Source organism: Streptomyces shaanxiensis, assembly GCF_039537145.1.
GTDB lineage: Bacteria > Actinomycetota > Actinomycetes > Streptomycetales > Streptomycetaceae > Streptomyces > Streptomyces shaanxiensis.
The window spans coordinates 204957-231701 of sequence record NZ_BAAAZY010000011.1; the positions used below are offsets into that span (position 1 = coordinate 204957).

Here is a 26745-nt window from a genome sequence, read left to right on the forward strand (position 1 = left end):
TCACACCTGCCCGTTCTCGGGGAAGGCGTCGATGTCTCCCTTGACGACGACCTTCGGGTCCTGGCTCACCTTGCTCTGGTCCGGGTCGACATCGAAGATCCCGGCGCCGCCACGCGGCTCCACGGCCCTCGGTGCGGCCGCCGCCGCTGTCACCTGCACTTCGGATTCGGTCACTCTGTCCCCCATGAGTCCGGTCGGAAGCTGCTCGGAATTTGCTCGGGAGTTGCGAGGAGCCCGGCAACTGCCGTTTCTCCTCAGGTAGTTGAGTCTGCTGGGGTGGCGGACATCTGTCGTTGGCGTGGCGCGCACTGTTTGTGTGCAGGGAGCGCACCCGCGCGCAGACCCGTCGGCGTGATGCCGTACGCGGCGCGGAACGCCCGGCTGAAGTCGGCCGGCTGGGCGAAACCCCAGCGCGCGCCGATGCTGTGGACGGGCAGATGGCGCAGCGCCGGGTCGGTCAGGTCGCGTCGGCACCGCTCCAGCCGCTGGGCCTTGATCCAGGCGGCGACGGTCAGCTCCTGCCCCTGGAAGAGCCGGTGCAGATAGCGGGTGGAGATGTGGTGCGCGGCGGCCACCTGGTCCGGCGTCAGCCGCCGGTCGTCGAGGTGGTCCAGGATGTACAGCTGGATCCGGCGCAGCAGGACCGGGGCGGCGGCCGTGGCCTTCTCGTCGCCGGGCCGATGGTCGAGCAGCGCCCGCACCAGCTCGGTCACCACCGCGCCCAGCCGCAGCTCACCGACCGGCCCGTACGGCGTCGCGTCCCGCGCGAGGCCCGCCAGGAACTCCGCCGCCAGTACCGCGAGGTGCTCACGGCCCGGTAACTCCCGCGCGACCAGTCGCCCCAGGTCGTCCCGCTCCGCCCACGGCAGGTGCGCGGTGACCACCGTGTTCCGCGGTCGGGTCAGGTGCAGGCGGAACGGCCGGTCCGTGTCGAGCAGCACCGGCCCGTGGGCCCCGACCCGCACGCTGCGCCCCGACTGGTCGAGCACCGCCTCGCCGCCCGGCACCAGGACGAGGTGATACCGGGCCGCGCGCGCCCCGCACGGCCCGGCCGTCCCCCGTACCTCCGCGGCCGGGCAGTCCACCGCGGACACCCGTACGACGCCCAGCTCCCGCGCCCGCACGGTCGCGCGCAGCCCCTGCACTCCCTGGCCGGGGCGGACGCCGACCGGCCCGTACAGCCCGCTCAGCACCTCTGCCCACGCCTTGGCGCCCCGGACCGTCACGACGCCGTGGCCGGCCGGGTGCGCTGACTCCGTCCCCCCGGCGGCAGCCGCCGGGCCTCCCCCGAATGACTGAGTACGCATGGGACCAGGGTTGCTTGAATGCATAAACGTCCGATGGATGTGCACGAAAACGCCCGGCCGGAGAACCGGCCGGGCGCTCGTGCTCCGGGTTCTGCAGGGGCCCTGCTCCACCAGGGCCTTGCTCTGCCAAGACCTTGCTCTGCCAGGCCCCTGCCCTACCAGGTCCCTGCCCTACCAGGTCCCTGCCCTACAGGAACGAGTTGATCTCGATCGTCTCGTCCCGCCCCGGACCCACACCGATCGCGGAGATCGGAGCGCCGGACATCTCCTCCAGCGCCTTGACGTATGCCTGCGCGTTCTTCGGGAGGTCGGAGAACGACTTGGCCTTCGAGATGTCCTCCGACCAGCCGGGCAGCATCTCGTAGACCGGCTTGGCGTGGTGGAAGTCGGACTGGGAGTACGGGAGTTCCTCGACGCGCTTGCCGTCGATCTCGTACGCCACGCAGACCGGGATCTCCTCCCAGCCGGTCAGGACGTCCAGCTTGGTGAGGAAGAAGTCGGTCAGGCCGTTGACGCGGGTGGCGTAGCGGGCGATGACCGCGTCGAACCAGCCGCAGCGGCGGTCACGGCCGGTGGTGACGCCCCGCTCGCCGCCGATGCGGCGCAGCGCCTCGCCGTCCTCGTCGAACAGCTCGGTCGGGAAGGGGCCGGAGCCGACACGGGTCGTGTACGCCTTGAGGATGCCGATGACACGGCTGATCTTCGTGGGGCCGACGCCCGCGCCCGTGCACGCACCACCGGCGGTGGGGTTGGACGACGTGACGAAGGGATAGGTCCCGTGGTCGATGTCCAGGAGCGTGCCCTGGCCGCCCTCGAAGAGGACCACCTTGTCGTCCTCGAGGGCCTGGTTGAGGATCAGGACCGTGTCGGCGACGTACGGCTTGATCTTCTCGGCGTAGCCCAGCAGCTCCTCGACGACCTGGTCGGCGGCGATCGCGCGACGGTTGTAGAGCTTGGTGAGGATCTGGTTCTTGGCGTCGAGGGCCGCCTCGACCTTCTGGGTCAGGATCGACTCGTCGTAGAGGTCCTGGACGCGGATACCGACGCGGTTGATCTTGTCGGCGTAGGTCGGGCCGATACCGCGCCCGGTGGTGCCGATCTTCCGCTTGCCGAGGAAGCGTTCCGTCACCTTGTCCACCGTCACGTTGTAAGGCGTGATGATGTGCGCGTTTCCGCTGATGAGGAGCTTGGACGTGTCGACGCCACGCTCGTTCAGACCGCTCAGCTCGGAGAGCAGGACCGACGGGTCGACGACGACACCGTTGCCGATGACCGGGGTACACCCCGGCGAGAGGATTCCGGAAGGGAGCAGGTGCAGGGCGTACTTCTGATCACCCACGACTACCGTGTGGCCGGCGTTGTTGCCGCCCTGGTAGCGCACCACATAGTCGACGGATCCGCCTAGCAGGTCCGTCGCCTTTCCCTTGCCTTCGTCACCCCACTGAGCACCGAGCAGCACAAGTGCGGGCACGCGCGTACACCCCTTCCGGGCGGGGCATGTCCAAGGTCAGGGGTGCACGCGTAAGGTGTCTCGCCGCGTGTACCACGACCGGCCGCGACCGTCGTTGGCCGCGCACCGTCGGACCGGATGGCCCCGGAATAGACGAAGCCCCTGGCGCAATAGCGCAAGGGGCTCTTGCACAAAGATGCTACCCGAGGAAGCGAGGCATGGCCGAGGTGGCGACTTTCGCGATGTCCGACCAGCTGCTGGTGGTGATCGATCCGGTCGCTCGGATGATGGACGGGGAGTCCGTCAGGATCGCGAAAGACGTGCTCAGCGCGGGTGCGGCCACGAAAGTGTGCCTACCGGAGGATCCCGACGAGTTCGCCCGGGCACTGGCGCGGCGCGGGTCGCGCCGGCCGGTGGTCGTCGGCGACGACCGGACGCTGACGCGGACGGTGACCCTGCTGCACCGGCAGCGGGAGCTGGCCGAATGCGTGCTGTCGGTGGTGCCCGTCGGGGGCGCGCTGTCGCTGGCCCGGTCCCTCGGGGTGCCGACGGGGGCGGTGGCGGCGGCCCGGGCCGTGCTGGAGGGCGTGGAGCGGCGGCTCGATCTGCTCGTGGACGACAGCGACGGCGTGGTGCTGGGCACGCTGCGCATCCCACCGGTACGGGAGCCCCTGGCGCCGGACGGTGCCGACGGGGAGGGCGCCGGTGCGGGACCGGCCGGCGGGCCGGGTGCGGGGGCCGGTGCCGGGCGGCCGTGGTTGCGGACGTGCCAGTCGCTCGTACGGACACTGGTGCCGGCGCGCCCCGCCTCAGCCGGGTCCGGCTCCGGGCCGTCACGGCTGCGGGTCGAGGTGGACGGGTCGACGCTGGTGGACCTCGACCAGCCGGTGGAGGCGGTGTCGGTGACGCCGGGGGTGGCCGGGGTGGCCGCGGTGGAGGTGCGGCCGGTGTCGGTGGGCGCGGAGGCCACACCGCTGCGAGCCGAGGGACGGACCGTGACGGTGTCGGGCGCGCACTTCCGGTACGGGGCGGACACGGCGGTGTCGGGGCCGCTGCGGAGACGGACGTGGACCGTGGGGGAAGGCGGGCTGCGGCTGGTGCTGCCGGGCGGTGAGCGGTAAATCGCGGGCGTCCCGGGGCGGGCCAGGTTTACGCTGACCGGCCGTCGATCATGGGGGGGCGCGATGAGCCAGTACTTCGACATCGGGGACGAGACCCTGTGGAACCCGTCCAACGGGGCGGCCCGGCTGTTCCTGCGGTATGTGCGCCTGTACGAGGAGGAACTGGGCGTTCCCTCGGGGTTCGGGCCGATGGAGAACGACGAGTGCAAGATCGATCCGGCGGCCTTCGAGACGTTCGTGAACACCCTGCTGCGCTGGCACGACAGCAGTTCGCACCATGTGATCGACGCGCTCTCACGCGGGTTCACCGCCACCGTCCTCGTCCTCGCCGAGCGTGCCCGTATCGAGGTGCGGTGGCCGGAGCCGTCCGGCTACGAGGGCCGGTCGGACGTGCAGGTGCCGATGCCCGGTCACGAGGCCTGGTGGGCCACGCTGCGTGAGTGGGCCGGGGCCCTGTCCGGCCGTATGCCGGTCTGACCCTGCCGCGGCGGACCGTGGGTCAGCCCTGCCCGAACGTCTTCTCGCGGTGCACCCGCCAGCGCTCCATCATGGCCGCGACCTCGCCCTCGACGAACTCGAAGAAGGCGAGCGTCTCGGCGAGGCGGCGGCCTGCCGGGGTGTCGGCGCCAAGGCTGGTGACGCCCTCGCGCAGGGCGCTCTCCCACCGCTTGAGGACGGCTTCACGGTTGGTCAGGGCCTCGTACCACTGGTCGCCGTGCACCCGGTAGCGCTCGCGGCGTGAGCCGGGCTCCCGTTCGCGGGAGACCATGTGCGTCTGGGCCAGGTAGCGCACCGCGCCGGAGACCGCCGCGGCGCTGATCCGCAGCTGTTCGCCCAGCTCGGCGGAGGTCAGCACGCCCTTGTCGGAGGCGAGGAGCGCCGCGAAGACCCGGGCGGCCATGCGCTGCATCCCGGCCTCGACGAGCTGGGCCGCGAAGGACTCCACGAACTGCGACACGGCCTCCGCGTCCCGCCCGCCACCAGCTGTTTCCGTCATGGCGCCATCCTATCCGGCCTTTATACGCTTCCTTAACTTCACAAATTTCTGAAAGAAGCGTACGTTCTGAAGCATGACGAAGGCCATCACCGTCTCCGGACTGCACAAGTCGTTCGGCAAGACTCACGCGCTCGACGGGCTCGACCTGGACGTCGAGGCCGGCGAGGTCCACGGCTTCCTCGGCCCCAACGGCGCCGGCAAGTCCACCACCATCCGCGTCCTGCTCGGCCTGCTTCGCGCCGACTCGGGCGGCGCGCAGGTACTCGGCCGCGACCCCTGGGCGGACGCGGTGGAGGTGCACCGCCGGATCGCCTACGTACCGGGGGACGTGACGCTGTGGCGGAACCTGTCGGGCGGCGAGGTCATCGACCTCTACGGCCGTCTGCGCGGGGGCCTGAACACCCACCGCCGCGCCGAGCTGATCGAGCGGTTCGAGCTGGACCCGACGAAGAAGGGCCGCACGTACTCGAAGGGCAACCGGCAGAAGGTCGCCCTCGTCGCCGCGTTCGCCTCGGACGTGGACCTGCTGATCCTCGACGAGCCGACCTCGGGCCTGGACCCGCTGATGGAGGAGGTCTTCCAGCGCTGCGTGGAGGAGGAGCGGGACAGGGGCCGTACGGTCCTGCTCTCCTCGCACATCCTCAGCGAGGTCGAGGAGCTCTGCGACCGGGTCAGCATCATCCGCAAGGGCCGTACGGTCGAGAGCGGTTCGCTCACCGACCTGCGCCATCTGACCCGCACGAGCGTCACGGCCGAGCTGGCGGGCGCGCCCAACGGGCTGTCCCGTCTGCCGGGCGTCCACGACCTCGCCGTTCAGTCGATCGAGCGGGGCCAGGGCCGTCGCGTCCGCCTCCAGGTCGACACCGACAAGCTGGACGCCGTACTGCGCTCGCTGAGCGAGTCCGGCGTGCGCTCCCTGACGTCGACGCCGCCGACGCTGGAGGAACTGTTCCTGCGGCACTACCAGGACGACGTGCCGGAAGAGGTGGCCGCACGATGACCGCCACCGCCTTCGACGCACGCCCGGCAGGCTCGCGCCAACTGGCGGGCACCGGAACGCTGTTGCGCTTCGCGCTGCGCCGCGACCGGCTGATGATCCCGGTCTGGGTGGGCGTGAACGCGCTCATGATCCTCTCCATGCCGAACACGCTGGAGAACCTGTACGACTCCCCGGCCGACCGCGCGGGGCTGCTGCGGGACACGGCCGGCAACGCCTCCTTCCGCGCGCTGATCGGCCCCGTCTTCGACGACTCGATCGGCGCCCTGACGGCCTGGCGCGTCGGCGTCTACGCGGGCGCCCTCGCGGCCGTGGTGAGCCTGCTCCTCGTCGTACGGCACACCCGGGACGAGGAGGAGAGCGGCCGCCACGAGCTGGTGGCGTCCGGGATGGTGGGACGCCGGGCCTCGCTGACGGCCGCGCTGCTGACGGCGGCCGTCGCGAACGCCGTACTGGCCCTGCTGGTGACGGCCGGACTGGCCGGGCAGGGCGTCTCCGGGGCGCTGGCCTTCGGGCTGGGCCTGGCCGGGGTCGGCATGGTGTTCGCCACGCTGGCGGCGATCGTCGCCCAGTTCACGGAGAGCGCCCGGCCGGCGCGAGGACTGACGGCGGGGCTGCTGGGCGCCGCGTTCGTGCTGCGGGCGGCGGGCGACTCGGCGTCGGACGACGGTTCGTCGGCGCTGACGTGGGTGTCACCGCTGGGCTGGCTGGAGAACCTGCGGTCCTTCGCGGAGGAGAGGTGGTGGGTGCTGCTGCTGTTCGCGGGGGCGGCTCTGGTGCAGGGCATGGTGGCGTACGAACTCGCCGGGCGCCGGGACGTGGGGATGAGCTTCCTGCCCACCCGGCCGGGGCCCGCCCTGGGCCGCCTCGGCACGGCGGGCGCGCTCGCCTGGCGGCTGCAGCGGGGCAGCGTGCTCGGCTGGAGCATCGGCTTCTTCCTCGCGGGCGTCGTCTACGGCGGGCTGACCGACGGGGTGGCCGACCTGGTCGGCGACAACGACAACGCTCGGGAGATCTTCGAGCGCATGGGCGGCCAGGCGGGGCTGACGGACGCGTTCCTGGCGTCGATGGTCGGCATGCTGGGCCTGATCGCCGCCTTGTACGTGGTGGGTTCGGTCCTGCGGCTGCACGGCGAGGAGACCTCGATGCGGGCCGAGCCGATCCTGGCGGGCGCGGTGAGCCGCCTGCGCTGGGCCTCCGGCCATCTGGTGATCGCCTTCGCCGGTGCCGGTCTGATCATGCTCCTCGCCGGCCTCGGCTTCGCCGTCGGCCACGGCAAGGAGGTCGGCCCGATCCTGGGCGCCTGCATGGTCCAGCTCCCGGCGGTGTGGGTCGTCGGAGGGCTGGCGGTGCTGCTGTACGGGGTGCTGCCGCGCGCCGCGACGGCGGCGTGGGGTGTGGCCGGGGCGGTGCTGCTGATCGGCTGGGTCGGCCCCGCGCTGGACGTCCCGCAGGCGGTGCTGGATCTGTCGCCGTTCGGGCATCTGCCGAAGCTGCCGGGTGGGGAGATGGAGTGGGGGCCGGTGCCGGCGCTGCTGGGGCTGGCGGGGGTGCTGGTGGCCGTCGGGCTGGCAGGGTTGCGGCGGCGCGACATGACGACCTGACGGTGGCTCGACCGATGTGTGAGGGCCTCGGGCGATCCTGTCCGGGGCCTCCTCAACGGCCGTGAACCGGTCGAAGGACACGCGGTGCCCGCGCGGAGGGGCCGGTGAGCTGGAGGGGCCGCAGGGCTTCCACTTGGAGCGACCCCGAGAACTGAAGCACCATCAGTGATCGCCCTCAGTGCCCGAGAAGGAGCCCGCCCACCAGAGGGCGAACCGGGAAGGCGTCTGCCGCGTCCCTGCGGTCATGGACCAGCGAGATCCACGGGAGCGGCGGAACGCGCCGGCGTGTGGGGGCTGCGTGCTGTCGGCAGCGGGCGCGGCGGTGGCCACCTACGCCTGGGCCTCCTCGGCCCGCACCCGGCGCCACATGGGCGGCGGCTTCGAGGGCGAGGGCACCGACTACACGGTGCTCATCACCGAAATGCCCCTCGTCGCCCTCGCCGGAGCCGCCCTCCCGGCCCTGGCCTGCGCGGTCGTCGCCGTCCTGGCCGGCCGGCGCCGCGCCCACCCCCGCCGCTCAGACCTCGACCGCTAGCCCCTCCAGACCCCGGATCACGAAGTTCGGCTTGCGCTCCGGCTCGGCGGCCGGCCTCAGTGTCGGTGCCTGCTCCAGCAGCGCCGTCATCGATGCCGCCAGCTCGATACGGGCCAGCGGTGCGCCGATGCAGTAGTGGATGCCCGCGCTGAAGGAGATGTGCGGGTTCTCCTTGCGGGTGAGGTCCAGCTTGTCCGGGGCCTCGAAGACCTGCGGGTCATGGTTCGCGGAGCCGAAGAGCATGGCGATCTCCGCACCGCGGGGGATCGTCGTGCCGTCGATCTCGATCTCGTCCAGGACCCAGCGTTCGAAGAGCTGGAGCGGGGTGTCGTAGCGCATCAGCTCCTCGATCGCGGACGGGACCAGGGAGTGGTCGGCGCGCAGGGCGGCCAGCTGGCCGGGGTTGCGGAACAGCGCCCACCAGCCGTTGACCGTGGCATTCACCGTGGCCTCGTGGCCGGCGTTGAGGAGCAGGACGGCCGTCGAGATCATCTCCTGCTCGGTGAGCCGGTCGCCCTCGTCGTGCGCCGCGATCAGACCCGAGATCAGGTCCTCGCCGGGCTCCTTGCGGCGGGCGGCGATCAGTTCCTGGAGGTACTCCGAGAACTCGACCGAGGCCCGGACCGCCTTGGCCGCCGTCTCCTGCGACGGGTTCAGCTCGTACATCCCGCAGATGTCCGCCGACCAGGGCCGCAACTGCGCCCGGTCCGCCTCCGGAATGCCCAGCATCTCGGCGATCACCGCGACCGGCAGTGGCTCCGCGACGTCGGTCAGCAGGTCACCGCCGCCCGCCTCGACCAGACCGGACACCAGCTCGCCCGCCAGGTCCCGCACATACGGCTTCAGCTGCTCCACCGTCCGCGGCGTGAACGCCTTCGACACCAGACGCCGGATCCGAGTGTGGTCCGGCGGCTCCAGGTCGAGCATCCCGTGGTCGTTGAGGACGTGGAACGGCTCGTGCTCCGCCGGGGGCGGGGTCCGGCCGAAGTCCTCGTGCGAGAAGCGGTGCTGATACGTCCGGCCCAGCCTGCGCTCCCGCAGCAGTGCCGAGACGTCCGCGTGGTGCGGCACCAACCACTGGTTCGTCGGCTCGAAGTAGTGCACCCGGCCCCGGGCACGCAGCTCGGCGTACGCGGGGTACGGGTCGGCCAGGAACGCCGGGTCCCACGGGTCGAAAGCGAGGTCGGAAGGAGCTGCCATGCACGGACGTTAGAACGCCGTCCCCCTCCCTGACCAGGGGTCCAGGACCTGTCCCGTCCCGGTTCCGGCCCCTCGTGTCCCTGTTCCTAGGCCGCGCCGAAGTCCGGAAGCGTGACCGAGCCGTCCTCGGCGAGCGGGAATCCGGGGTTGTGGGCGACCTCCCAGGCGTGGCCGTCGGGGTCGACGAACGCGCTGGAGTAGAAGCCGATGGCGTTGACCGCCGCCGGCTTGGTGACGGTCCCGCCCGCCCGTTCCACGGCCGCGAGGAGCGCGTCGACCTCCGCCTCGGACCGGACGTTGTGCGCGAGGACGATCCCGCCGAAACCGCCGGCCCGCCCCGGCTCCAGACCGCAGTCCCGCGCCAGCTTCTCCCGGCCCCACAGAACCAGCCCCAGGCCGCCCGCCTGGAAGAACACGGTCTCCTCGACCTCCTGCCCCCGCCAGCCCAAGGCCTCGTAGAACGCCTTGGACCGGGCCAGATCGGAGACTCCCAGCGTGATCAGAGTGATGCGCTGTTCCATGCCCTCACCGTACGTCCACCGAGGCTCCCGCCACGTCAGGCTGTCAGCCCGGCGTGACCAGCCGGGCCTCGTAGGCGAACACCGCCGCCTGGGTGCGGTCCCGCAGGCCCAGCTTCACCAGGATGCGGCTGACGTGGGTCTTGATCGTCGACTCGGCGACCACCAGACGCTCGGCCATCTCCGCGTTCGACAGGCCCTGGGCGATCAGCACCAGCACCTCCGTCTCGCGCTCGGTCAGCTCCCCGTACGCCGCGTGCGCGGAGGACATCAGGCGCGGGGAGTCGGACAGCTTCGAGAACTCCGTGATCAGCCGCCGGGTGACCGAGGGGGCGAGCAGCGCCTCGCCGGCCGCCACCACCCGCACACCGTCGGCGAGCTGGCGCGCCGAGGCGTCCTTCAGCAGGAAGCCCGAGGCTCCCGCGCGCAGCGCCTGGTACACGTACTCGTCGAGGTCGAAGGTGGTCAGCACCAGCACCTTCGCCGCGCCGTCGGCCGCCACGATCTCCCGGGTCGCCTCGATGCCGTTCAGCTCCGGCATGCGGATGTCCATCAGCACGACGTCCGGGGTGAGCTCGCGGACCCGCTCCACCGCCTCGCGTCCGTTGACCGCCTCGCCGACGACCTCGATGTCCGGCATCGCGTTCAGCAGGACCGAGAAGCCCTCGCGCACCATCATCTGGTCGTCCGCGATCAGCACGCGGATGCTCATGAGCCGTCCTCTGTGATCGTGGTGACCGGCAGGAACACCGCCACCTCGTAGCCGCCGTCATCCGTCCGGCCCGCCGTCATCTCGCCGTTCAGCATGGAGACGCGCTCCCGCATACCGGTGATGCCGTGCCCTGCGCCGGGTGAGGGTTTCACCAGGGCGGGCGCGGGCGGCGGGCCGTTGACTATGCGCAGGCCCAGGCCACCGAGCACATACCCGATCTCGACGCGGGCGCTCGCGCCGGGCGCGTGCCGAAGGCTGTTGCTCAGCGCCTCCTGCACGATCCGGTACGCCGACAGCTCCACCCCGGGCGGCAGCTCGCGCACCGCGCCGGTCACCGCCTTCTCGACGGCCAGCCCCGCGTCCCGCACGTTCGCCAGCAGGCCGTCCAGGTCGGCGAGGGTGGGCTGCGGGGCGTCCGGGGCCTCGTAGTCCTCGGCGCGGACGACGCCCAGGACGCGGCGCAGTTCGGTGAGGGCCGCCACCGCGTTCTCCCGGATGGTGGCGAAGGCGCGCTCCAGCTCCGGCGGCGGGTTCTCCACCCGGTAGGGCGCGGCCTCCGCCTGGATGGCGACGACCGACATGTGGTGGGCCACCACGTCGTGCAACTCGCGGGCGATCGTCGTGCGCTCCTCCAGCAGGGCGCGCCGAGAACGCTCCTGCGCGGTCACCGTCTGCTGGGCGGTGACCTCCTGCTTGGCCTCCTTGCGGGTGTGCCAGACGGCGACGACGAGCAGGATCAGCGCGGAGAAGACCACCATGGGGGCGGTGTCGTCGGGGTAGTAGTAACCAGGGCCGAAGACCACGTCCACCACGAAGGCGTACGCCGTGGTGATGGCCCACATGTACCCGGCCGTGCGCGGCCTGGTGCGTATGGCCACGACCGTCAGCACGGTCAGATGACAGACGAAGCTGGCGGGCAGCCAGGGATAGCCGTCCATGGTGCTGCCGAAGACCTGGCTGACCGGGGTGGCCGCCATAGACAGCCAGAACGCTCCGACCGGCCGGAGCATGGTCAGCAGGATCGGGAGCACGGCGAGCGGGCCGAGCAGCACGGCCGCGCCTTCGTTGTCGACCGCGGCCATGAGCAGCGCGAACAAGGCAGCCGTGGAGATCACGGCATGCGGTGCCCAGGCCGCGTATTCGCGCAGGAGGCGGGGGAGCCGCCGGGTCAGCGGGCCGTCGACCCGCATGCGGGCCAGCGGACGGTAGGCGAAGGCGTCGTGGAACAGATCCTGCCGCAGCCCGTGCAGGGCGTTCGCGGCCAGCCGGTACTCCGGGCTGCGGGGCTTGGCCCCGTCCCCCGGTGGCGGCGTCTGCATGTGAGTCGTCTCGGTCACGTACAGAACGGTAGGCGCAGGGCGGTGTCGCGGTCGTCCCCAGTGAGAGGGGTTCCCGCAGGTCCCTCTCAGGTACTACGGGTAGCCGTGCAGGTCACACCGCCCATGGCCACGCCGGCCGTCGGCCGTGCCTCGGTACCGGGAGGCCGTGCCTCAACCGGGAGGCCGTGCCTCAGTACCCAGAGGCCGTGCCTCAGTACCCGGAGGGCCGGACCAGTCCCGACTCGTACGCGAACACCGCCGCCTGTGTCCGGTCCCGCAGGCCCAGCTTCACCAGGATGCGGCCCACGTGGGTCTTCACGGTCTGCTCGGCCACGACGAGGCGTTCGGCGATCTCCGCGTTCGACAACCCCTGGGCGATCAGGGCGAGCACCTCCGTCTCGCGTTCGGTCAGGTCGCCGACGCGGTCCTTGAGCGGGGCGCGGGGCCGGTTGTCCAGGCGGGAGAACTCGGAGATCAGCCGGCGGGTGATGCCGGGCGCGAGCAGCGCGTCGCCGGCCGCCACCACCCGTACCGCTTCGGCCAGTTGGTCCGCGGAGGCGTCCTTGAGGAGGAAGCCCGAGGCGCCGGCTCGCAGGGCCTCGTACACGTACTCGTCGAGGTCGAAGGTGGTCAGGACCAGCACCTTGATGTGCGGTGTCGCGGTGGTGATGCGGCGCGTGGCCTCGATGCCGCCGAGCTCGGGCATGCGGATGTCCATCAGGACGACGTCGGGGGCGAGTTCGGCGACCTGCGCCACCGCGTCCAGGCCGTCGACCGCCTGGCCGATCACGTCGATGTCGGGCTTGGTGTTGAGCAGCACGGTGAATCCCTGCCGGACCATCTGCTGGTCGTCGGCGATGAGTACACGGATGGAGCTGCTCGTCATGCGGTGTCCTTCTTGGGGTCGTCGGCGGTGCGGGCAGCGCGATCCGAGGCGTCGGAGACGTGGACGTCGGGGTACGGGGCTGCGGGGTCCGGGCCTGTGGAGTCCGCGGCCGTGGCATCCGGGACTGTGGCGTCCAGGGCTGTGGCATCCAGGGCTGTGGCGTCCGGAGTCGCCGGGAGGAACGCCATCACCTTGAAGCCGCCGTCCGGCAGGGGGTGCGCCGTCATGGAGCCGTCGAGCATCGCGACTCGCTCCCGCATGCCGAGCAGCCCGTGGCCGACGCCGGGCGACGGCGGTGCCGGGTGCGTCGGGCGCGAGTTGACGACCTGCACACTAAGCCCGAAGGGCGTGTGCCTGAGGCCGACGCGGGCGGTCGCGCCCGGCGCGTGGCGCAGTGCGTTGCTCAGCGCCTCCTGCACGATCCGGTACGCCGACAGCTCGACGCCGGGCGGCAGCGGTTTCCGCTCGCCCTTGACCTCGACGATCACGTCCAGGCCCGCGGCGCGGGTGTTGTCGACGAGCGCGTCGAGCCGGTCGAGGGTGGGTTGCGGGGTGTGCGGGGCGGCTCCGGTGCCGGGCTCGTCGAGCGCGTCCGCGCCGTCGGGATGCTCGGAGCGCAGGACGCCGAGCACCCGGCGCAGCTCGGTCAGTGCCTCCAGCGCGTTCTGCCGGATGCCGTCGAGGTTCTCCTTCAGCTCGTCGGGCGGGTTCTCGACGAGATGCGGGGCGACCTGGGCCTGGATCGAGATGACGGACATGTGGTGGGCGACCACGTCGTGCAGCTCGCGCGCGATGCGGCTGCGCTCTTCCAGCAGAGTGCGCCGGGCGCGCTCCTCGGCGGTGAGCGTGGTCTGTTCGACGAGTTCCGCGCGGGCCTCGCGACGGCCGCGCAGGGCGACGCCGAGGACCACGACGACCGCGGACAGGATGACCGCGAGCACCCCGGTGGGCACGTAGCCGCCCGCGCCCCACACCCCCTGGATGATGTAGGTGACGAGCACGGTCAGGGCCAGCGTCTCGACCGACACCCGGGTGCGCACCCTCAGGGCGAGCAGCAGCAGCACGGCCATCTGCCCGATGATCCCGGCCGAGGTCCAGGGCCAGGTGAAGTCGTGCACGACACCGGCCAGCAGATGGCGGCGCACCTCGACGGCACCCGCCACCATGGCCCCCATCGAGAGCCACCACCCCGGTACCGGCCGCCACAACGCGAGGACCACCGCGCCGCCCTGCGCGAGCCCGATGGCGAAGGCGACCTGCAGGCTCGCCCCGCCGTTGTCGTCCAGCTGCCCCACAGCCCCCAAGGTGACGCCGAGCGCGACCAGGCACAGCACGCCGTGCGGCAACCAGCGCAGCCAGGTGGACGGGGGCAGCGGATCCGCCCGGACGGTGCACAGGTCGTCGTGCAACACCCGCAGCCAGCGCCGTACTCGGCCCGCGAGCGGGCGCTGGATCCCCGTTTCCGTCACGCCGTCCACCTTAGGCACGCCGGACGCCTGTCGCCGCCGCCCGATCCGACGGGCGGTGCGCCCGGACGATCCGCGAGCGGCCCCGCCTCCGGCCGCTCCTGCCGCCCTGCTCGTAGACGCGAAAGGCAGCCCAGCAGACCGCGAGGGCCAGCGCGAGGACCGGGAGCCAGGCCAGGCGTGCCGCGACCCAGCCGAGGTGGTCGGGGACGGTGTGCAGGCCGGCCAGGTGGCCGGTCGGCAGAAGCGTGGCCGTGGTCGCCATCAGGGCCGTCTGGTGCCAGAGGAAGATCGTCATCGCGGAGAGGTTGACGACGGCCACCGCCGCCCAGGCCAGGGGACGCCGCATCGCGCCGCGCAGTGGCTCACGCAGCAGCAGGGCCAGCCCGCACTGGGCCAGGCCGAAGGTGACCGCGGCCAGCGTAGGCGGGTTGAGGTTGGAGATTCCGGCACCCGGGACGCCGACCATCGACGCCGGGTAGCCCGCCCAGGCGACCAGCGCGGCCGTCGAGACCGCGCCGCCCGCCATCAGGATCCAGCCCGCACGACGGCGCTCCAGCTCGCCCCGGGTCCAGGCCGCGCCCAAGGTGTACGGCACCAGCCAGCCGGCCGCCACATTCACCCAGCCGAGCCGGTCGGGGGCGCCGAATCCGAAGCGGAGGAGATCCACATGGAGGACGACGGCCAGGGGCCAGAGGGGGTGCAGGCGCCGCAGGAGAGGAGTCGCCGCCGTCAGTGCCGCGAAGACCAGGAGGAACCACAGCGGGGACAGGGCCAGTTTGAGCAGCGTGTGGATCGTGGCGGTGTCCGTGCCTGAGACGAGCAGCAGGACCGACGCCACCGTCCACAGGGTGAGGACGGCCGCCACCGGTTTGAACAGGCGGGACAGACGGGACCTCAGCCACTGTCCGTACGTCGTGCCGCGCGCTCGGGCCGACGCGTAGCCGCGCGTTGCCACATGGCCGCCGACCAGGAAGAACACCGCGAGGGTCTGGAAGATCCAGGAGATCGGGGCCAGCCAGGGCATGTGCTGGAGCGGGCTCGCCGTGTGCAGGCCCACTCCGTCGCCGTCCGCCACCAGGGCCGTGACCAGCCAGTGGCCGAGGACCACGCCGAGAATGGCGAAGGCACGCAGGGCGTCGACCGCGCGGTCCCGCTCGGCGGGGGTGGCGGCATCGACACGGGCGGCGCCCTCACGTATGCCCTTCCATGCCCCGCGCGGATGACGTGCGGTACCGGGGTCGGCGGAGGGCTCGGGCTTCGACGCGGACGCCGACGATGCGGACTCAGACGCAGGCGCAGGCGCCGATGCCGATGCCGGCACAGGCACAGGCACAGACGCAGACATCGACTCAGCCATGAGTCACCTCCGAGGTCTCGCCCAGGACGATGCGGGTCAGGTTGGCCAGGGACGTCGAGCCCGGCCTGAAGTAGTCGCTGTGGCCGCCGTCGCCCGCCGCGAAGACCCGGGCGCCGAAGGACGGGGACACCGGGTCGGTACCGAAGCCGACGGTGGTGCCGAACAGGTCGAGCCTGATGTGCGGGACCTCCGCGACCCAGTCGTCACCGCCGCGGGCCGCCCAGACGCGGGCCGGGGTGCGCAGGCCCGCGGCGGTGTCCGCGCCGGTGCCGGGGCTGCCGACCAGCGCGATGTCGTCCACGTCCAGGTGGGAGGCCGCACGGCCGCAGACCACCGAGCCGTAGGAGTGGCAGAGGAGGGAGATGTGGGGCTTGCGGTGGGCCGAGCCGGTCGGCTCGGCGTCCGTGAGCGCGCGCAACTGCCGTATGAACTCCCGCAGTTGCGGGGCCGCTTCCTCCGCTCGGCCCGCCGTCGCGACCGTGGTGCCGACCGTGGCCGGGGTTTCGTAGCCGAGCCAGGCCACGACTGCGGTGCGGGTGCCCTGCGGGGCCTCCCGGGTGAGCCGTTCGTGCAGGGCGCGGGCGGCGTCGCGGAAGCGGTCGTAGGTGTCGATGGACGTGTCGGAGCCCGGGACGAGGACCGCGACGCGGTCGGCGTGGGCCAGGTCGCCGAAGACCTCCGTCGCGAGGCCGGGGCCGCGGCCGTCGAAGGTGAGGAAGTGGCGGGACGGGTCGGCCATCGCACGGTCCGCGGCGGCCCGTTCACCGTTGCCGTGGGCCTCGGCCATGCGGGACGCCTCGGCGGCGTTGGCACGGTTGGCCGCGTACGTCTGATCCAGCGTCGCCGCCGTCACCGCAGCGGTGACGGCGGCCGGGGCCGGGGCGGGTGTCTCGGGGCGCGCGGCGCCGGACAGCGGGGCGACCACGGCGCCGGTGATGAGGGTGGCGAGGAGCGCTCGGCGCCAGCCGTGGGTACGCGGGGACTCGCGTGCGCGGGTCTTCCTCGGTTGTTCGCCTGGCCCCTGCGCCACCTCCAGGTCCTGCGCCTCGGCCGGCGTGCTCGCCTCGGCCGGCGTGCTCGCCTCGGCCGGCGTGCTCGCCTCGGCCGGCGCGCTCGCCTCGGCCGGCGCGCTCGCCTCGGCCGCCCCCGTCGTACGCCCCATGGTCGTCGTCCCTTCCAGTCCGCCCGGCCATCGGGCTGTCTGGTGGGGAAACTACGGATCCGGACTCGTCGTCCGCGTCACGCCAGGGAGCTCACCTGCGACGTAGCTCTCAGGTATTACGGGTATCAGAGGGCCAGGGCAGGCAGGGGACGGCTCACCACGCCAACTGCGCGATCTCCTCCACCACCACCGCACACGCGTCCGCCGCCGGATCGATCAGCGGAAAGTGCCCGACGTCCTCCAGCAACGTCAGTCCGACGACCTCCCCCGCCTTCGCCGCCGCGTCCGCGTACGACTCGGCGACGGCGTGCGGAACGACGTCGTCCGTGCGGCCCTGGACGAGGGTCGTCGCGATGCCGGTCGGAAGCAGGAGCGCCGGGTCGGCGTACGGCCGGCGCTCGGCGAACTCCTCGACACCGCCCAGGAGTTGCCGTGCGGCACCCCCGCACACGTCCAGCTTGTCGGCGACCGTGAAGTCGGCGATCGGGGCCAGGGCGACCACACCCCGCAGGGGCGCGGGGCGGTCGACGCGCCAGGGCGCGTCCGCGGGGAGGACATGGCGGGCCGCGGCCCACAGAGCCAGGTGGCCGCCGGCCGAGTGGCCGGTGAGCACGGTCCGGCGCGGATCGGCCTGCGGGAGTACCTCCCGCGCCAGCGCGGGCAGCGCGTCCAGCGCGGCGGCGACGTCGTCGAAGGTCTCCGGCCAGCGACCGGCGACCGCACCCACCCGCTCCGTACCGCGCCCCGCGGCGTCCACCCCGTCCGCGACCTCCGCCCCCCGCCGATACTCCACATTGGCCACGGCAAACCCCCGCCGCGCCAGAAAGTCCGCGAACGGCGTGACATGCCGTCGGTCGTACGGCGCCCGCCACGCCCCGCCGTGCAGCAGGACGACCAGCGGGGCCGGGCCGCCCGGACCGGCCTCGCCGCGTGGCGCGTAGAAGTCGATCACCTGGTCGGGATGGTCGCCGTACGTGGCGATGGCGTCGGGGTCGACGGGCGGGTGCGAGAAGGCCGACTCCTCTTCTGCGGCGGCCCGGGCTGCTGCGACGTTGTCCGGCATGCTCCAACCTCTCAGCGACGTAGGGGATTTGGATGGCGGCGGGGGTGACGGACCAGAGTGGGGATTCGGCCGTTGGCGGGGACGGTACCAGGCGGGTGACGTGCGTCGACACGCGGATGTCACGCTCGGTGAGGGTTAAACGGTTCTGCTGTTTCGTTACGCTGGCAGGGCTGATCGCACCGGCGATCGCACCGCAGATCGTATGCGCACAAGGAGGCCGATATGCCCGCCGAACCCGGCACCGTACGTCCCGGAGGGCGCACCGCGCGGGTCCGTGCGGCCGTGCTGCGGGCGGCCGGGGACGTGCTGGCGGAGCAGGGTTTCGACGGCCTCGACCTCGCGGACGTCGCCCGCCGCGCGGAGGTCGGCAAGACGACCGTCTACCGGCGGTGGGGCTCGGTGACGGGACTGGTGGCCGACCTGCTCGCCGACATGGCCGAGCAGTCGTCGCCGCGCGAGGAGACCGGGTCCGTGCTGGGGGATCTGCGGGCCAACGCGGCGCTGGTGCGGCGGACTCTGGCGGATCCCCGGCAGGGCGCGCTGTTCCGTGCCGTCATCGCCGCGGCGACGTGCGACGAACGTACGGCGGGCGCGCTTCGGCGGTTCTACGAGGTGCGGGTGGCGGAGTGGGCGCCGTGCGTGGAACAGGGCGTCGCCAGAGGCGAGTTGCCCGCCGGTACGGATGCGGAGGCGGTCGTACGGGCGGTGTCGGCGCCCCTCTACTACCAGTTGCTGACGACCGGGGTGGTCCCGGACGCCCCCGCCGCGGAGCGTGCCGCGCGGGCCGCGCATGCGGCTGCCGTGGCGGGGGCGTACGTCACCTAGAAAGCGACCTGGGCGGGCGAGGTCAGCGCGGCGCCTCCCCGGTCAGCACCTCCCCCAGCACCCGCGCCGCCCGCTCCACATCCGCGAACCCCACGTACAACGGCGTGAAACCGAACCGCAGCACATCCGGATGCCGGAAGTCGCCCACGACCCCTCGCTCGATGAGCCGCTTCATGACCTCCCCCGCCCCCTCGCACCGCAACGCCACCTGGCTGCCGCGCTCCTCATGGGCCACCGGCGTCAACGACTCCACGCGCCCCTCCCCCACATACGCCCCGACGCACTCCAGGAAGAAGTCCGTCAGCGCGAGGGACTTCGCCCGTACCGCGTCGATCGACACGCCGTCCCAGACCTCCAGAGCCGCCTCCAGGGCGAGCATGGAGAGGATGTCGGGCGTACCGACGCGGCCGCGCAGGGCGCCGGAGGCCGGTTCGTAGGCGGGGCGCATACCGAAGGGCTCGGTGTGCGAGTTCCAGCCGGGCAGCGGGGAGTCGAAGCGGTCCTGGAGATCGTGGCGTACGTAGAGGTACGCCGGTGAACCCGGGCCGCCGTTCAGGTACTTGTAGGTGCAGCCGACGGCCAGGTCGACCCCGTGCTCGTCGAGCCCGACCGGCAGCGCGCCCGCACTGTGGCACAGGTCCCAGACGGCGAGCGCGCCCGCCGCGTGCACGGCGGCGGTCAGGGACGGCAGGTCGTGCAGCCGTCCCGTGCGGTAGTCGACGTGGTTCAGCAGGACGGCGGCCGTACGGTCGCCCAGCGCCCCCGGCACTTCCGCAGGCGTGACCGGTCGCAGCGTACGGCCGGTCATCCGGGCCGCCGACTCGGCGATGTACCCGTCGGTGGGGAAGGTCGTCGCGTCGACGAGGATCTCGTCGCGGCCGGAACCGGTGGACTCAGCCATCCGCACGGCCGCCACAACCGCCTTGAAAACATTGACGCTTGTCGAGTCGCCCACCACGATCTGGCCCGGTGCCGCCCCGACCAGCGGGGCGATCCGGTCGCCGATCCGCTCGGGCGCGGTCCACCAGCCGCTCTCGTCCCAGGACCGGATCCGCAGCTCGCCCCACTGCCGCCGTACGACGTCCTCGACGTGGCCGGGGACGTTCGCGGGCAGGGCGCCGAGCGAGTTGCCGTCGAGATAGACGCCCGCGGCGTCAGCCGCATGATCGGACACCGTGTCGAGTACGAACTGCTTGCGGGCCCCGGCCAGTTCGTCGGCGGCGTCCAGCGCGCCCGCCCTCGCCATGAGCTCAGACATGGGACCTCGCCGTCCACAGCTCGGGAAAGACGTTCTTCCGCGCCCGCTTCTCCAGCCAGGCCACCCCGGCCGAACCGCCCGTACCGGCCTTGGCGCCCATCGCGCGCCGGGTGGCGACCAGGTGGTCGTTGCGCCAGCGCCACACCAGCTCCGCGACGTCGGTCAGCGCCTCGCCGAGGCGGGTGAGCTCGGAGTTCTGGTCGCCCGCGTAGATCGCGGTCCAGGCGGCCTCGACCTCGTCGGACGGTACGTACCGCTGCGAGACGTCGCGCTTGACGACGGCCTCGGGGATGTCGCAGCCGCGCCGGGCCAGGAACCGCAGCACCTCGTCGTACAGGCTCGGCTCGTGCAGCGCCTTCTCCAGTTCCGCGTGGACGCGCGGTGCGCCGCGGTGCGGGACCAGCATGGACGCGGACTTCTCGGCGAGCAGGAACTCCATCCGGCGGTACATCGCCGACTGGAAGCCGGAGCCCTCGCCGAGGGCGCTGCGGTACGCGTTGAACTGGGCCGGCGTGAGCTGGCCGAGCGGCTTCCAGGAGGCGTTGAGGGCCTCCAGCTCCCGCACGGAACGCTTCAGGGCGTCGATCGCCACGCCCGGACGGTCCTCGCGCAGGGCGTGGGCCGCCGTCTCCCACTCGTGGACGATGACCGTGAACCACAGCTCCATCACCTGGGTCGTGACCAGGAAGACCATCTCTCCGGGGTCGTCGGAGAGGGTGTGCTGGAGGTGGGTGAGCACATCCGCCTTGACGTAGTCCTCGTAGGGCGTCGTGCCGGCGAAGTCGAGATTCGGGGTCTCGGGCTCGTGCGTCTCCGCGGACGTCTCCACCGACGTCTCCGCGGGTGGGTGAGCCTGCTGGGACATTGCTGTCTCCTGTGTAACTCCGGGTAGCGGTCCGCCCTGCCGTTATCGGCAAAGGGGCCCCGGTCCCCACTCGGCATCCTCAGGGATCGCCCCGGGACCTCGCAAGGCCCGCCTGGTCACATCGGCCGGGCGGGCCCTGGCGGCAGTCGCTTCCGCTGGGGGCTGTCTAGCCCAGCGTCTGGGCCGCCGTCGGCGAGGAGTCCTTCAGGAACTGCGTGCAGCGCTCGTACTCCTCCTGCTCGCCGATCGATCCCGCGGCGCGGGCGAGGGCGTGCAGGGCGCGGAGGAAGCCGCGGTTCGGCTCGTGCTCCCAGGGGACGGGGCCGTGGCCCTTCCAGCCGTTGCGGCGCAGGGCGTCCAGGCCGCGGTGGTAGCCCGTACGGGCATAGGCGTACGACTCCACGACGCTGCCGCGCTCGAAGGCGTCGTCGGCCAGCTGGGCCCAGGCCAGCGAGGAGGTGGGGTACTTCGCTGCGACGTCCGCGGGGGCGGTGCCGGCGGCGAGCAGTTCGCGCGGGCCGGGGTCGTCGGGGAGGTGGGTCGGGGGCGGGCCCCCGAGGAGGTTTTCGTGAATGGCCATGGGGTCCAGTCTGGCCCATCGGGCGGGTACGGCAGGTCGCGGTGCGCCTTCGTGACCGCCGGGTTCTTTCGCCCCCGCTGCCCCCACCCGTCCCATCCTCCAGGGGCTCCGCCCCTTCGACCCCGGCCCTGCCCTGGGGGCTGCCGCCCCCAGACCCCCGCTTCGGCCCTTGAGGGGCCTCGTCCTCAAACGCCGGACGGGCTGAAATACGAGGCCGGAGTCGAGAAAGCCCGACCCACGAAGCTCCGGACGAGCTTTCCGTCACCGTCCTCCTTTGTCCTCACCGTCCGCCTGCATCCCCACCGTCCACCTCCAGCCGCCCCCCGCTCCGCACCCCCTCCAACGGCGGCGCCATCACACCACCATGCGTGCGGCACTCGGGCCGGGTGCAGTCCGGGGGCAGGCGGCGTACCGTCGCGAAGGCCAGTACCGCTCCCGCCACCAGCAGCCCCGCGCACAGGGCCATCGCCTGGTCGAACGCCTCGTCGAAGGCGTTCGGTGAGCGGTATGCCTCCTGGCCCATGCCGGTCAGCAGCGGTAGCGCGGCCACGGCGATGAGGCCGGCCGCGCGGGCCGCCGCGTTGTTGATGCCGCTGGCCAGTCCTGCCCGGGACACGTCCACGGAGGCGAGGACGGTGGCGGTCAGGGGGGCGACCAGGGTGACCAGGCCGAAGCCCAGGACGAGGACGGCGGGGAGTACGTCGGCGACGTAGGAGGCGTCCGGCCCCACCCGCAGCATCAGGAGCATGCCGGCCGCGCACAGCAGGGGACCGACGGTGAGCGGGATGCGCGGGCCGATCCGGTCGGCCAGGGCGCCGGAGCGGGCGGAGAACAGCAGCATCAGGGCGGTCGTCGGGAGCAGGGCCGTACCGGCGCCGAGGGCCGAGTATCCGGAGACGACCTGGAGCTGGAGCGCGGCGAGGAAGAAGAAGCCGCCGAGGGCCGCGTACACGCACAGGGTGACGAGGTTGACCGCGGTGAACTGGCGGGACGCGAAGATGTCGGGCGGCATCATCGGGTCGGGGCGGCGCTTCTCCACGACCACGAAGGCGACGCCCGCGGCCACGCCCGCGACCGCCGTCAGGGCCACTACCAGCCCGCCCTCCTGGGCCTCGATCAGCGCGTACGTGACCAGGGCGAGGGACAGGGCGCCCAGCACCGCGCCGAGCACGTCGAAGCGGCCGTGCTTGCCGCCTCCCCCCGACTCGGGGACGTGCCGTACGGCGATCGGTGCGCACAGCAGGGCCAGCGGGACGTTGAGGAGGAACACCCAGCGCCAGCCCGGCCCGTCCACCAGCCAGCCGCCCACGAAGGGGCCGACCGCCGCGCCGATGCCGCCGAACCCGGACCACAGGCCCACGGCCCGACCCCGGTCGTCGGGGTGGAAGGACGCCTGGATGAGCGCGAGCGAACCCGGTGTGAGCAGCGCCCCGCCGACGCCCTGCAGGGCCCGGGCGGCGACGAGCACCCCGGCGTTCGGGGCGAGCCCGCACAGCAGCGAGGCAGCGGCGAACCACACGACCCCGATGACGAAGATCCGGCGCCGCCCGTACCGGTCCCCCAGCGAGCCGCCCAGCAGGATCAGCCCGGCCAGCGTGAGCATGTACGCGTTGACCGTCCACTGAAGCGCCGCGAGGTCGGCGTCCAGGTCCTCGCCGATGCGCGGGAGGGCGACGTTGACGACGGTCGAGTCCAGCATGGCCATGCTGGAGCCGAGCACGGTGGTGAGCAGGATCCACTTGCCTTGCGGCGAGGCCAGCCGGACATCGGGCATGACCCACATATACCCCACATACCAAACGAGCCCGGCGCCGTGGCGCCGGGCTCGTTTTCGGAGACCGCAGGTTACTCGATCTGCTTACTCGATCCGCTTACTTGATCTTCGTGCCCGTGGAGCGCAGGTTGGCGCAGGCCTCGGTCACACGCGCGGCCATGCCCGCCTCGGCCAGCTTGCCCCAGGTCCGCGGGTCGTAGGTCTTCTTCGAGCCGACCTCGCCGTCGACCTTCAGAACACCGTCGTAGTTCTGGAACATGTGGGCCGCCACCGGACGCGTGAAGGCGTACTGCGTGTCGGTGTCGATGTTCATCTTGACGACGCCGTTGTCCAGCGCGACCGCGATCTCCTCCTCGGAGGAGCCGGAGCCGCCGTGGAAGACGAAGTCGAAGGGCGAGGCCTTGCCGTACTTGGCGGCGACGCCCTCGTTCAGCTCCTTGAGCAGGTCGGGGCGGAGCACGACGTTGCCCGGCTTGTAGACACCGTGGACGTTGCCGAAGGAGGCGGCGAGCAGGTAGCGGCCCTTCTCGCCGAGACCGAGGGCCTCGACCGTACGGATGGCGTCGTCGACCGTCGTGTAGAGGGAGTCGTTGATCTCGTGCGAGACGCCGTCCTCCTCGCCACCGGTCGGGGTGATCTCGACCTCGAGGATGATCTTCGCGGCGCGGGCGCGCTCCAGCAGTTCCTGCGCGATGGAGAGGTTGTCGGCGAGGGTCTCGGCCGAACCGTCCCACATGTGCGACTGGAACAGCGGGTTCTCACCGCGCGCGACGCGCTCCTCGGAGACCGCGAGCAGCGGACGTACGTACCCGTCGAGCTTGTCCTTCGGGCAGTGGTCCGTGTGCAGGGCGACGGTGATGTCGTACTTCTTGGCGACGATGTGCGCGAACTCGGCCAGGGCGACCGCGCCGGTGACCATGTCCTTGCTGTGCTGACCGCCCAGGAACTCGGCGCCACCCGTCGAGATCTGGATGATGCCGTCGCTCTCCGCCTCCGCGAAACCGCGCAGCGCCGCGTGCAGGGTCTGGGACGAGGTCACGTTGATGGCCGGGTAGGCGAACTTGCCTGCCTTCGCCCGGTCGAGCATCTCGTTGTAGACCTCGGGGGTTGCGATGGGCATCTGTCCGCTCCTTGGAGTGTGCGGGTTGACGTACTGCGTACGGCGTTCTTCTTACGGCCCTGACCTAGACCTTGGGGGGTGTGACGTCATCGTCGGCCCCATCTTTCCAGACGAACCGGGATGCTCCGAGCGCTCCTCGGCCCCGTCCGTCAGTCGAGACCGAGCTCGTCCTTGGAGTAGGCGAAGAGGTACGGCACCCCGGCCCCCTCCTGGATCTTCTCGGCGGCACCCGTGGCCCGGTCGACGATGGTCGCGACGGCGACGACCTCGGCGCCGGCGGCCCGCACGGCCTCGACGGCGGTGAGCGGCGAGCCCCCGGTGGTGGAGGTGTCCTCGACGACGAGCACGCGCCGTCCCGCGATGTCCGGCCCCTCGACCTGCCGCTGCAGCCCGTGCGCCTTGGCGGCCTTCCGTACGACGAAGGCGTCGAGCCGCTTCCCGCGCGCGGCGGCGGCGTGCAGCATGGCGCCGGCCACCGGGTCGGCGCCCATGGTCAGCCCGCCCACCGCGTCGAACTCCAGCTCGGCGGTCAGGTCGAGCAGCACCTGCCCGACCAGGGGGGCCGCCTCCCCGTCGAGGGTGATGCGCCGCAGGTCGACGTAGTAGTCGGCCTCCAGACCCGACGACAGGGTCACCTTGCCGTGCACCACGGCCTTGTCCTTGATCTGTTGCAGCAGCTCGTCGCGTACGTCAGTCATGCGGCCAGCTTAAGCGCCCCGCTCACAGCCTCCGCCAGCTCCAGACGGTCGTCGCCTCCAGCGGCTCCAGGGGCGTGACCAGGCGCGGCAGGGTGTTCAGCCCGTTGGGCGGCCCGGTCTGCGGCTCGACGCACACGGCGGCCTCCTGCTCGTCGTACACGACGACCCACTCCTCCCGGCTGCCGACCTTCAGCTCCAGCTGCCCCGGCCAGGTGAGGGTGACGTCGACGCCGCCGGGCATGCCGAAGCAGTCGTCCCAGGGCCCGGGCTCGGGCTCGATCCGGTTCCCGGTCGGAAGGTGATCGTCCCCGCGCTCCTCCTGCCATGCCGGGCTGAAGTCGAGCCGCACATCCTGGGCGCCCTCGCCGCCGAGGTTCCGGTTGAACCAGGGGTGCCAGCCGATCTGGGCCGGGAACGACGCGTCGTACGTCTCGACGGACATGGTGAGACTGAGGCTGTCCGGGGTGAGCGCGACGACCTGGGTGACCCGACCGGCGTACGGCCACGGCTCGACCAGGTCGTACGTGATGACGGCCTCGCCGTCGGCAACCCGGGCGACGCTCCAGGCGCCGTCCCGCGCGGTGCCGTGGATGGCGTTCGGCGGCGCGTTGAGCGGCATCTGCCGCACGACGGCCCCGTCGAGGAACCGCCCGTCCCGGATCCGCCCGCACCAGGGAACCATCGGGAAACACCCGAACCGCTCCCCCTGCCGCAGCAACTCCGTCCCCCCGACGCGCAGCCCCCCGACCCGCCCGCCGTTCCCCGGCAGCACGTCCACCTCCGCGTCACCCGCGGTCAGCGTGATGTCTTCGCTACTCACGGGACGACCCTACTGGGGTGATCAAGGGCATGAACCCGCAAGGAGCCACACCCCCTTCCACGCCGGCCCAGGTATTTCAGCCCGTCCGGCGTTTGAGGACGAGGCCCGTTCAGGGCCGAAGCGGGGGTCTGGGGGCGGCAGCCCCCAGGGACGGGGGGTAGGGGCGGCGGGGGCGAGAAAACCCCTCAGCGACGCCGCCGCAACATCCGCCCCACCACGATCGCCGAAGCCACCACCAGCGCCGCCGCCGGAGCCGCCCACCGCAACGTGGAGCTGGGCGCGACCGTCTGCGGCGCGGGAACCGGCGCATACCGCCCCCGAGGCGGCGCATGATCCACTTCCTCCGCACTACGCCCGATCATCGTCCGCCGAGCATGCGCCGCCTCGGCAACGGGCGCTTCACCGTCGCCGTCACCCTCGCCCGCGCCCTCGCCGCCCACAGGTGCCTGCGCCCGCTCCCGCTCCGGCGCAGGCACAGGCGCGTCATCGGCATCCGGCGTCGTCTCGAACTCACTGGTCACCCGCGGCTCGAACTCCCCGGGCGCCAGGGCCTCCTCCACGGACTCCACAGACACGTCCCCGCCCCCACCAGGCCCCGACTCAGCCGCAGGTTCAGCCTCAGCCTCCACCCGCTCCTCCCCCGCCGCGGCCCCCAGGTTCTCCACGAACCGGCTCAGCAGCCGCGTCACGGCCGCCCCGACCGCCTCTTCCGGCAACTCCGAGACCCGCCCGTCCGCCGAGGCCGCCCCCTCGAACCGCGCCGTGGAGCCACCCTCCGCATCCACCAGCCGCAGCGTGAGCGCGAGCTTCACCGTGCCGGTACCGCGGGCCTCGGTCGCGTCGCCCTCGACGGCGTACGAACCGTCCTCGCGCTCGGAGAGCCGTACGACCCCCCGGTACGTGATGGTGTGACCGCCGATCCGCAACTTCAGCCGCCCGGTCACGGGCTCGGCGCCGGCGTCCTGCTGGAGCCCGGGAACCGCCCGGGCGACCCGCGCGGGGTCGGCCAGGACCTCCCTGAGCCGCGCGGCCACAACCGGAACGAACACCTCATGCTCCATGGTCACCGAGCCTACCCAGCACGGCGCGAAACGCACCCGTGCATCCA

27 protein-coding genes are annotated in these 26745 nt (G+C 72.1%); 6 read left to right on the forward strand and 21 right to left on the reverse strand.

What is annotated here, in order from left to right:
- The 3 genes from ABD932_RS20590 to ABD932_RS20600 form a co-directional block, all read right to left on the reverse strand.
- Positions 1-174 (reverse strand): hypothetical protein, encoded by a 174-nt coding sequence (locus tag ABD932_RS20590; protein WP_345014842.1) that lies wholly within the window; start codon positions 172-174, stop codon positions 1-3.
- Between the two features lie 80 nt (positions 175-254).
- Positions 255-1307 carry a helix-turn-helix domain-containing protein gene (locus ABD932_RS20595; RefSeq protein ID WP_345014844.1) on the reverse strand — a complete coding sequence of 351 codons (1053 nt, stop codon included), beginning with the start codon at positions 1305-1307 and terminating at the stop codon, positions 255-257.
- A 187-nt stretch (positions 1308-1494) separates the two neighbouring features.
- Positions 1495-2778, reverse strand: coding sequence for an adenylosuccinate synthase (locus tag ABD932_RS20600; RefSeq protein WP_345014846.1), 1284 nt, complete (start codon positions 2776-2778; stop codon positions 1495-1497).
- 197 nt (positions 2779-2975) lie between these two features.
- Between ABD932_RS20600 and ABD932_RS20605 the strand changes: the two genes are divergently transcribed.
- Complete coding sequence (locus ABD932_RS20605; protein ID WP_345014848.1) at positions 2976-3878, forward strand: diacylglycerol kinase family protein; 903 nt, start codon at positions 2976-2978, stop codon at positions 3876-3878.
- A gap of 63 nt (positions 3879-3941) precedes the next feature.
- Positions 3942-4355: a DUF6086 family protein gene (locus ABD932_RS20610; protein WP_345014850.1), complete on the forward strand. Its 414-nt coding sequence runs from the start codon at positions 3942-3944 to the stop codon at positions 4353-4355.
- 22 nt (positions 4356-4377) lie between these two features.
- On the opposite strand, the gene ABD932_RS20615 is transcribed toward ABD932_RS20610, so the two are convergent.
- Entirely contained in the window at positions 4378-4875 is a 498-nt protein-coding gene (locus ABD932_RS20615) for a GbsR/MarR family transcriptional regulator (RefSeq protein WP_345014852.1), read from the reverse strand.
- Between the two features lie 73 nt (positions 4876-4948).
- Between ABD932_RS20615 and ABD932_RS20620 the strand changes: the two genes are divergently transcribed.
- The 3 genes from ABD932_RS20620 (at position 4949) to ABD932_RS20630 (ending at position 8011) form a co-directional block, all read left to right on the forward strand.
- Complete coding sequence (locus tag ABD932_RS20620) at positions 4949-5875, forward strand: ABC transporter ATP-binding protein (protein ID WP_345014854.1); 927 nt, start codon at positions 4949-4951, stop codon at positions 5873-5875.
- Positions 5872-7476 carry an ABC transporter permease gene (locus ABD932_RS20625; RefSeq protein ID WP_345014856.1) on the forward strand — a complete coding sequence of 535 codons (1605 nt, stop codon included), beginning with the start codon at positions 5872-5874 and terminating at the stop codon, positions 7474-7476. Before ABD932_RS20620 ends, ABD932_RS20625 begins: the two co-directional genes overlap by 4 nt.
- A gap of 298 nt (positions 7477-7774) precedes the next feature.
- Positions 7775-8011, forward strand: a complete 237-nt coding sequence (locus tag ABD932_RS20630; protein WP_345014858.1) for a hypothetical protein — start codon at positions 7775-7777, stop codon at positions 8009-8011.
- Here the strand turns inward: ABD932_RS20630 and ABD932_RS20635 are convergent.
- From ABD932_RS20635 to ABD932_RS20675, 9 genes are all read right to left on the reverse strand, one after another.
- Positions 7994-9211, reverse strand: coding sequence for a cytochrome P450 (locus ABD932_RS20635; protein WP_345014860.1), 1218 nt, complete (start codon positions 9209-9211; stop codon positions 7994-7996). The two genes, ABD932_RS20630 and ABD932_RS20635, sit on opposite strands and share 18 nt — an antisense overlap.
- An 86-nt stretch (positions 9212-9297) precedes the next feature.
- A complete protein-coding gene (locus tag ABD932_RS20640; protein ID WP_345014862.1) occupies positions 9298-9732 on the reverse strand; it encodes a VOC family protein in 435 nt (144 codons plus the stop codon).
- A gap of 43 nt (positions 9733-9775) precedes the next feature.
- Positions 9776-10441 (reverse strand): response regulator, encoded by a 666-nt coding sequence (locus tag ABD932_RS20645; RefSeq protein ID WP_345014864.1) that lies wholly within the window; start codon positions 10439-10441, stop codon positions 9776-9778.
- Complete coding sequence (locus ABD932_RS20650; RefSeq protein WP_345014866.1) at positions 10438-11778, reverse strand: sensor histidine kinase; 1341 nt, start codon at positions 11776-11778, stop codon at positions 10438-10440. Before ABD932_RS20650 ends, ABD932_RS20645 begins: the two co-directional genes overlap by 4 nt.
- Before the next feature lie 193 nt (positions 11779-11971).
- The gene (locus tag ABD932_RS20655; protein WP_345014868.1) at positions 11972-12646 is read right to left on the reverse strand and encodes a response regulator; all 675 of its coding nucleotides are present in this window, start codon (positions 12644-12646) and stop codon (positions 11972-11974) included.
- On the reverse strand, positions 12643-14115 hold the full coding sequence (locus ABD932_RS20660) for a sensor histidine kinase (RefSeq protein ID WP_345014870.1): 1473 nt from the start codon (positions 14113-14115) through the stop codon (positions 12643-12645). The genes ABD932_RS20655 and ABD932_RS20660 overlap by 4 nt, the downstream gene beginning before the upstream one ends.
- Before the next feature lie 10 nt (positions 14116-14125).
- Positions 14126-15313 (reverse strand): acyltransferase family protein, encoded by a 1188-nt coding sequence (locus ABD932_RS20665; RefSeq protein ID WP_345015393.1) that lies wholly within the window; start codon positions 15311-15313, stop codon positions 14126-14128.
- A 151-nt stretch (positions 15314-15464) separates the two neighbouring features.
- Positions 15465-16634, reverse strand: a complete 1170-nt coding sequence (locus ABD932_RS20670) for an alpha/beta hydrolase (protein WP_345014872.1) — start codon at positions 16632-16634, stop codon at positions 15465-15467.
- Between the two features lie 154 nt (positions 16635-16788).
- Positions 16789-17697 carry an alpha/beta hydrolase family protein gene (locus tag ABD932_RS20675; RefSeq protein WP_345014874.1) on the reverse strand — a complete coding sequence of 303 codons (909 nt, stop codon included), beginning with the start codon at positions 17695-17697 and terminating at the stop codon, positions 16789-16791.
- Between the two features lie 222 nt (positions 17698-17919).
- Here ABD932_RS20675 and ABD932_RS20680 point away from each other — a divergent pair, with 222 nt between their 5' ends.
- The gene (locus tag ABD932_RS20680) at positions 17920-18522 is read left to right on the forward strand and encodes a TetR/AcrR family transcriptional regulator (RefSeq protein ID WP_345014876.1); all 603 of its coding nucleotides are present in this window, start codon (positions 17920-17922) and stop codon (positions 18520-18522) included.
- 22 nt (positions 18523-18544) lie between these two features.
- Here the strand turns inward: ABD932_RS20680 and kynU are convergent, their stop codons facing one another.
- The 8 genes from kynU to ABD932_RS20720 form a co-directional block, all read right to left on the reverse strand.
- Positions 18545-19780 carry a kynureninase gene (gene kynU / locus ABD932_RS20685; RefSeq protein ID WP_345014878.1) on the reverse strand — a complete coding sequence of 412 codons (1236 nt, stop codon included), beginning with the start codon at positions 19778-19780 and terminating at the stop codon, positions 18545-18547.
- The gene (locus ABD932_RS20690) at positions 19773-20645 is read right to left on the reverse strand and encodes a tryptophan 2,3-dioxygenase family protein (RefSeq protein ID WP_345014880.1); all 873 of its coding nucleotides are present in this window, start codon (positions 20643-20645) and stop codon (positions 19773-19775) included. Before ABD932_RS20690 ends, kynU begins: the two co-directional genes overlap by 8 nt.
- A gap of 166 nt (positions 20646-20811) precedes the next feature.
- Positions 20812-21225 carry a DUF3151 domain-containing protein gene (locus tag ABD932_RS20695; protein ID WP_345014882.1) on the reverse strand — a complete coding sequence of 138 codons (414 nt, stop codon included), beginning with the start codon at positions 21223-21225 and terminating at the stop codon, positions 20812-20814.
- A gap of 280 nt (positions 21226-21505) precedes the next feature.
- Complete coding sequence (locus tag ABD932_RS20700; protein ID WP_345014884.1) at positions 21506-22999, reverse strand: MFS transporter; 1494 nt, start codon at positions 22997-22999, stop codon at positions 21506-21508.
- 97 nt (positions 23000-23096) lie between these two features.
- Positions 23097-24119: a class II fructose-bisphosphate aldolase gene (gene fbaA / locus ABD932_RS20705; RefSeq protein ID WP_345014886.1), complete on the reverse strand. Its 1023-nt coding sequence runs from the start codon at positions 24117-24119 to the stop codon at positions 23097-23099.
- 149 nt (positions 24120-24268) lie between these two features.
- Entirely contained in the window at positions 24269-24817 is a 549-nt protein-coding gene (gene pyrE, locus ABD932_RS20710) for an orotate phosphoribosyltransferase (RefSeq protein WP_345014888.1), read from the reverse strand.
- A gap of 22 nt (positions 24818-24839) precedes the next feature.
- Positions 24840-25637: an aldose epimerase family protein gene (locus ABD932_RS20715; protein WP_345014890.1), complete on the reverse strand. Its 798-nt coding sequence runs from the start codon at positions 25635-25637 to the stop codon at positions 24840-24842.
- A 185-nt stretch (positions 25638-25822) separates the two neighbouring features.
- Positions 25823-26698, reverse strand: a complete 876-nt coding sequence (locus ABD932_RS20720; protein WP_345014892.1) for an SRPBCC domain-containing protein — start codon at positions 26696-26698, stop codon at positions 25823-25825.
- Positions 26699-26745 lie beyond the last annotated feature (47 nt).

What these genes read in the sequence shown, in the direction of transcription:
- ABD932_RS20595 (WP_345014844.1), bottom strand. Translation starts at nt 1,307, where the DNA reads ATGCGTACTCAGTCATTCGGGGGAGGCCCGGCGGCTGCCGCCGGGGGG.
- ABD932_RS20605 (WP_345014848.1), top strand. Translation starts at nt 2,976, where the DNA reads ATGGCCGAGGTGGCGACTTTCGCGATGTCCGACCAGCTGCTGGTGGTG.
- ABD932_RS20610 (WP_345014850.1), top strand. Translation starts at nt 3,942, where the DNA reads ATGAGCCAGTACTTCGACATCGGGGACGAGACCCTGTGGAACCCGTCC.
- ABD932_RS20615 (WP_345014852.1), bottom strand. Translation starts at nt 4,875, where the DNA reads ATGACGGAAACAGCTGGTGGCGGGCGGGACGCGGAGGCCGTGTCGCAG.
- ABD932_RS20620 (WP_345014854.1), top strand. Translation starts at nt 4,949, where the DNA reads ATGACGAAGGCCATCACCGTCTCCGGACTGCACAAGTCGTTCGGCAAG.
- ABD932_RS20625 (WP_345014856.1), top strand. Translation starts at nt 5,872, where the DNA reads ATGACCGCCACCGCCTTCGACGCACGCCCGGCAGGCTCGCGCCAACTG.
- ABD932_RS20635 (WP_345014860.1), bottom strand. Translation starts at nt 9,211, where the DNA reads ATGGCAGCTCCTTCCGACCTCGCTTTCGACCCGTGGGACCCGGCGTTC.
- ABD932_RS20640 (WP_345014862.1), bottom strand. Translation starts at nt 9,732, where the DNA reads ATGGAACAGCGCATCACTCTGATCACGCTGGGAGTCTCCGATCTGGCC.
- ABD932_RS20645 (WP_345014864.1), bottom strand. Translation starts at nt 10,441, where the DNA reads ATGAGCATCCGCGTGCTGATCGCGGACGACCAGATGATGGTGCGCGAG.
- ABD932_RS20655 (WP_345014868.1), bottom strand. Translation starts at nt 12,646, where the DNA reads ATGACGAGCAGCTCCATCCGTGTACTCATCGCCGACGACCAGCAGATG.
- ABD932_RS20670 (WP_345014872.1), bottom strand. Translation starts at nt 16,634, where the DNA reads ATGGGGCGTACGACGGGGGCGGCCGAGGCGAGCGCGCCGGCCGAGGCG.
- ABD932_RS20675 (WP_345014874.1), bottom strand. Translation starts at nt 17,697, where the DNA reads ATGCCGGACAACGTCGCAGCAGCCCGGGCCGCCGCAGAAGAGGAGTCG.
- ABD932_RS20680 (WP_345014876.1), top strand. Translation starts at nt 17,920, where the DNA reads ATGCCCGCCGAACCCGGCACCGTACGTCCCGGAGGGCGCACCGCGCGG.
- kynU (WP_345014878.1), bottom strand. Translation starts at nt 19,780, where the DNA reads ATGTCTGAGCTCATGGCGAGGGCGGGCGCGCTGGACGCCGCCGACGAA.
- ABD932_RS20690 (WP_345014880.1), bottom strand. Translation starts at nt 20,645, where the DNA reads ATGTCCCAGCAGGCTCACCCACCCGCGGAGACGTCGGTGGAGACGTCC.
- ABD932_RS20695 (WP_345014882.1), bottom strand. Translation starts at nt 21,225, where the DNA reads ATGGCCATTCACGAAAACCTCCTCGGGGGCCCGCCCCCGACCCACCTC.
- ABD932_RS20700 (WP_345014884.1), bottom strand. Translation starts at nt 22,999, where the DNA reads ATGCCCGATGTCCGGCTGGCCTCGCCGCAAGGCAAGTGGATCCTGCTC.
- fbaA (WP_345014886.1), bottom strand. Translation starts at nt 24,119, where the DNA reads ATGCCCATCGCAACCCCCGAGGTCTACAACGAGATGCTCGACCGGGCG.
- pyrE (WP_345014888.1), bottom strand. Translation starts at nt 24,817, where the DNA reads ATGACTGACGTACGCGACGAGCTGCTGCAACAGATCAAGGACAAGGCC.
- ABD932_RS20720 (WP_345014892.1), bottom strand. Translation starts at nt 26,698, where the DNA reads ATGGAGCATGAGGTGTTCGTTCCGGTTGTGGCCGCGCGGCTCAGGGAG.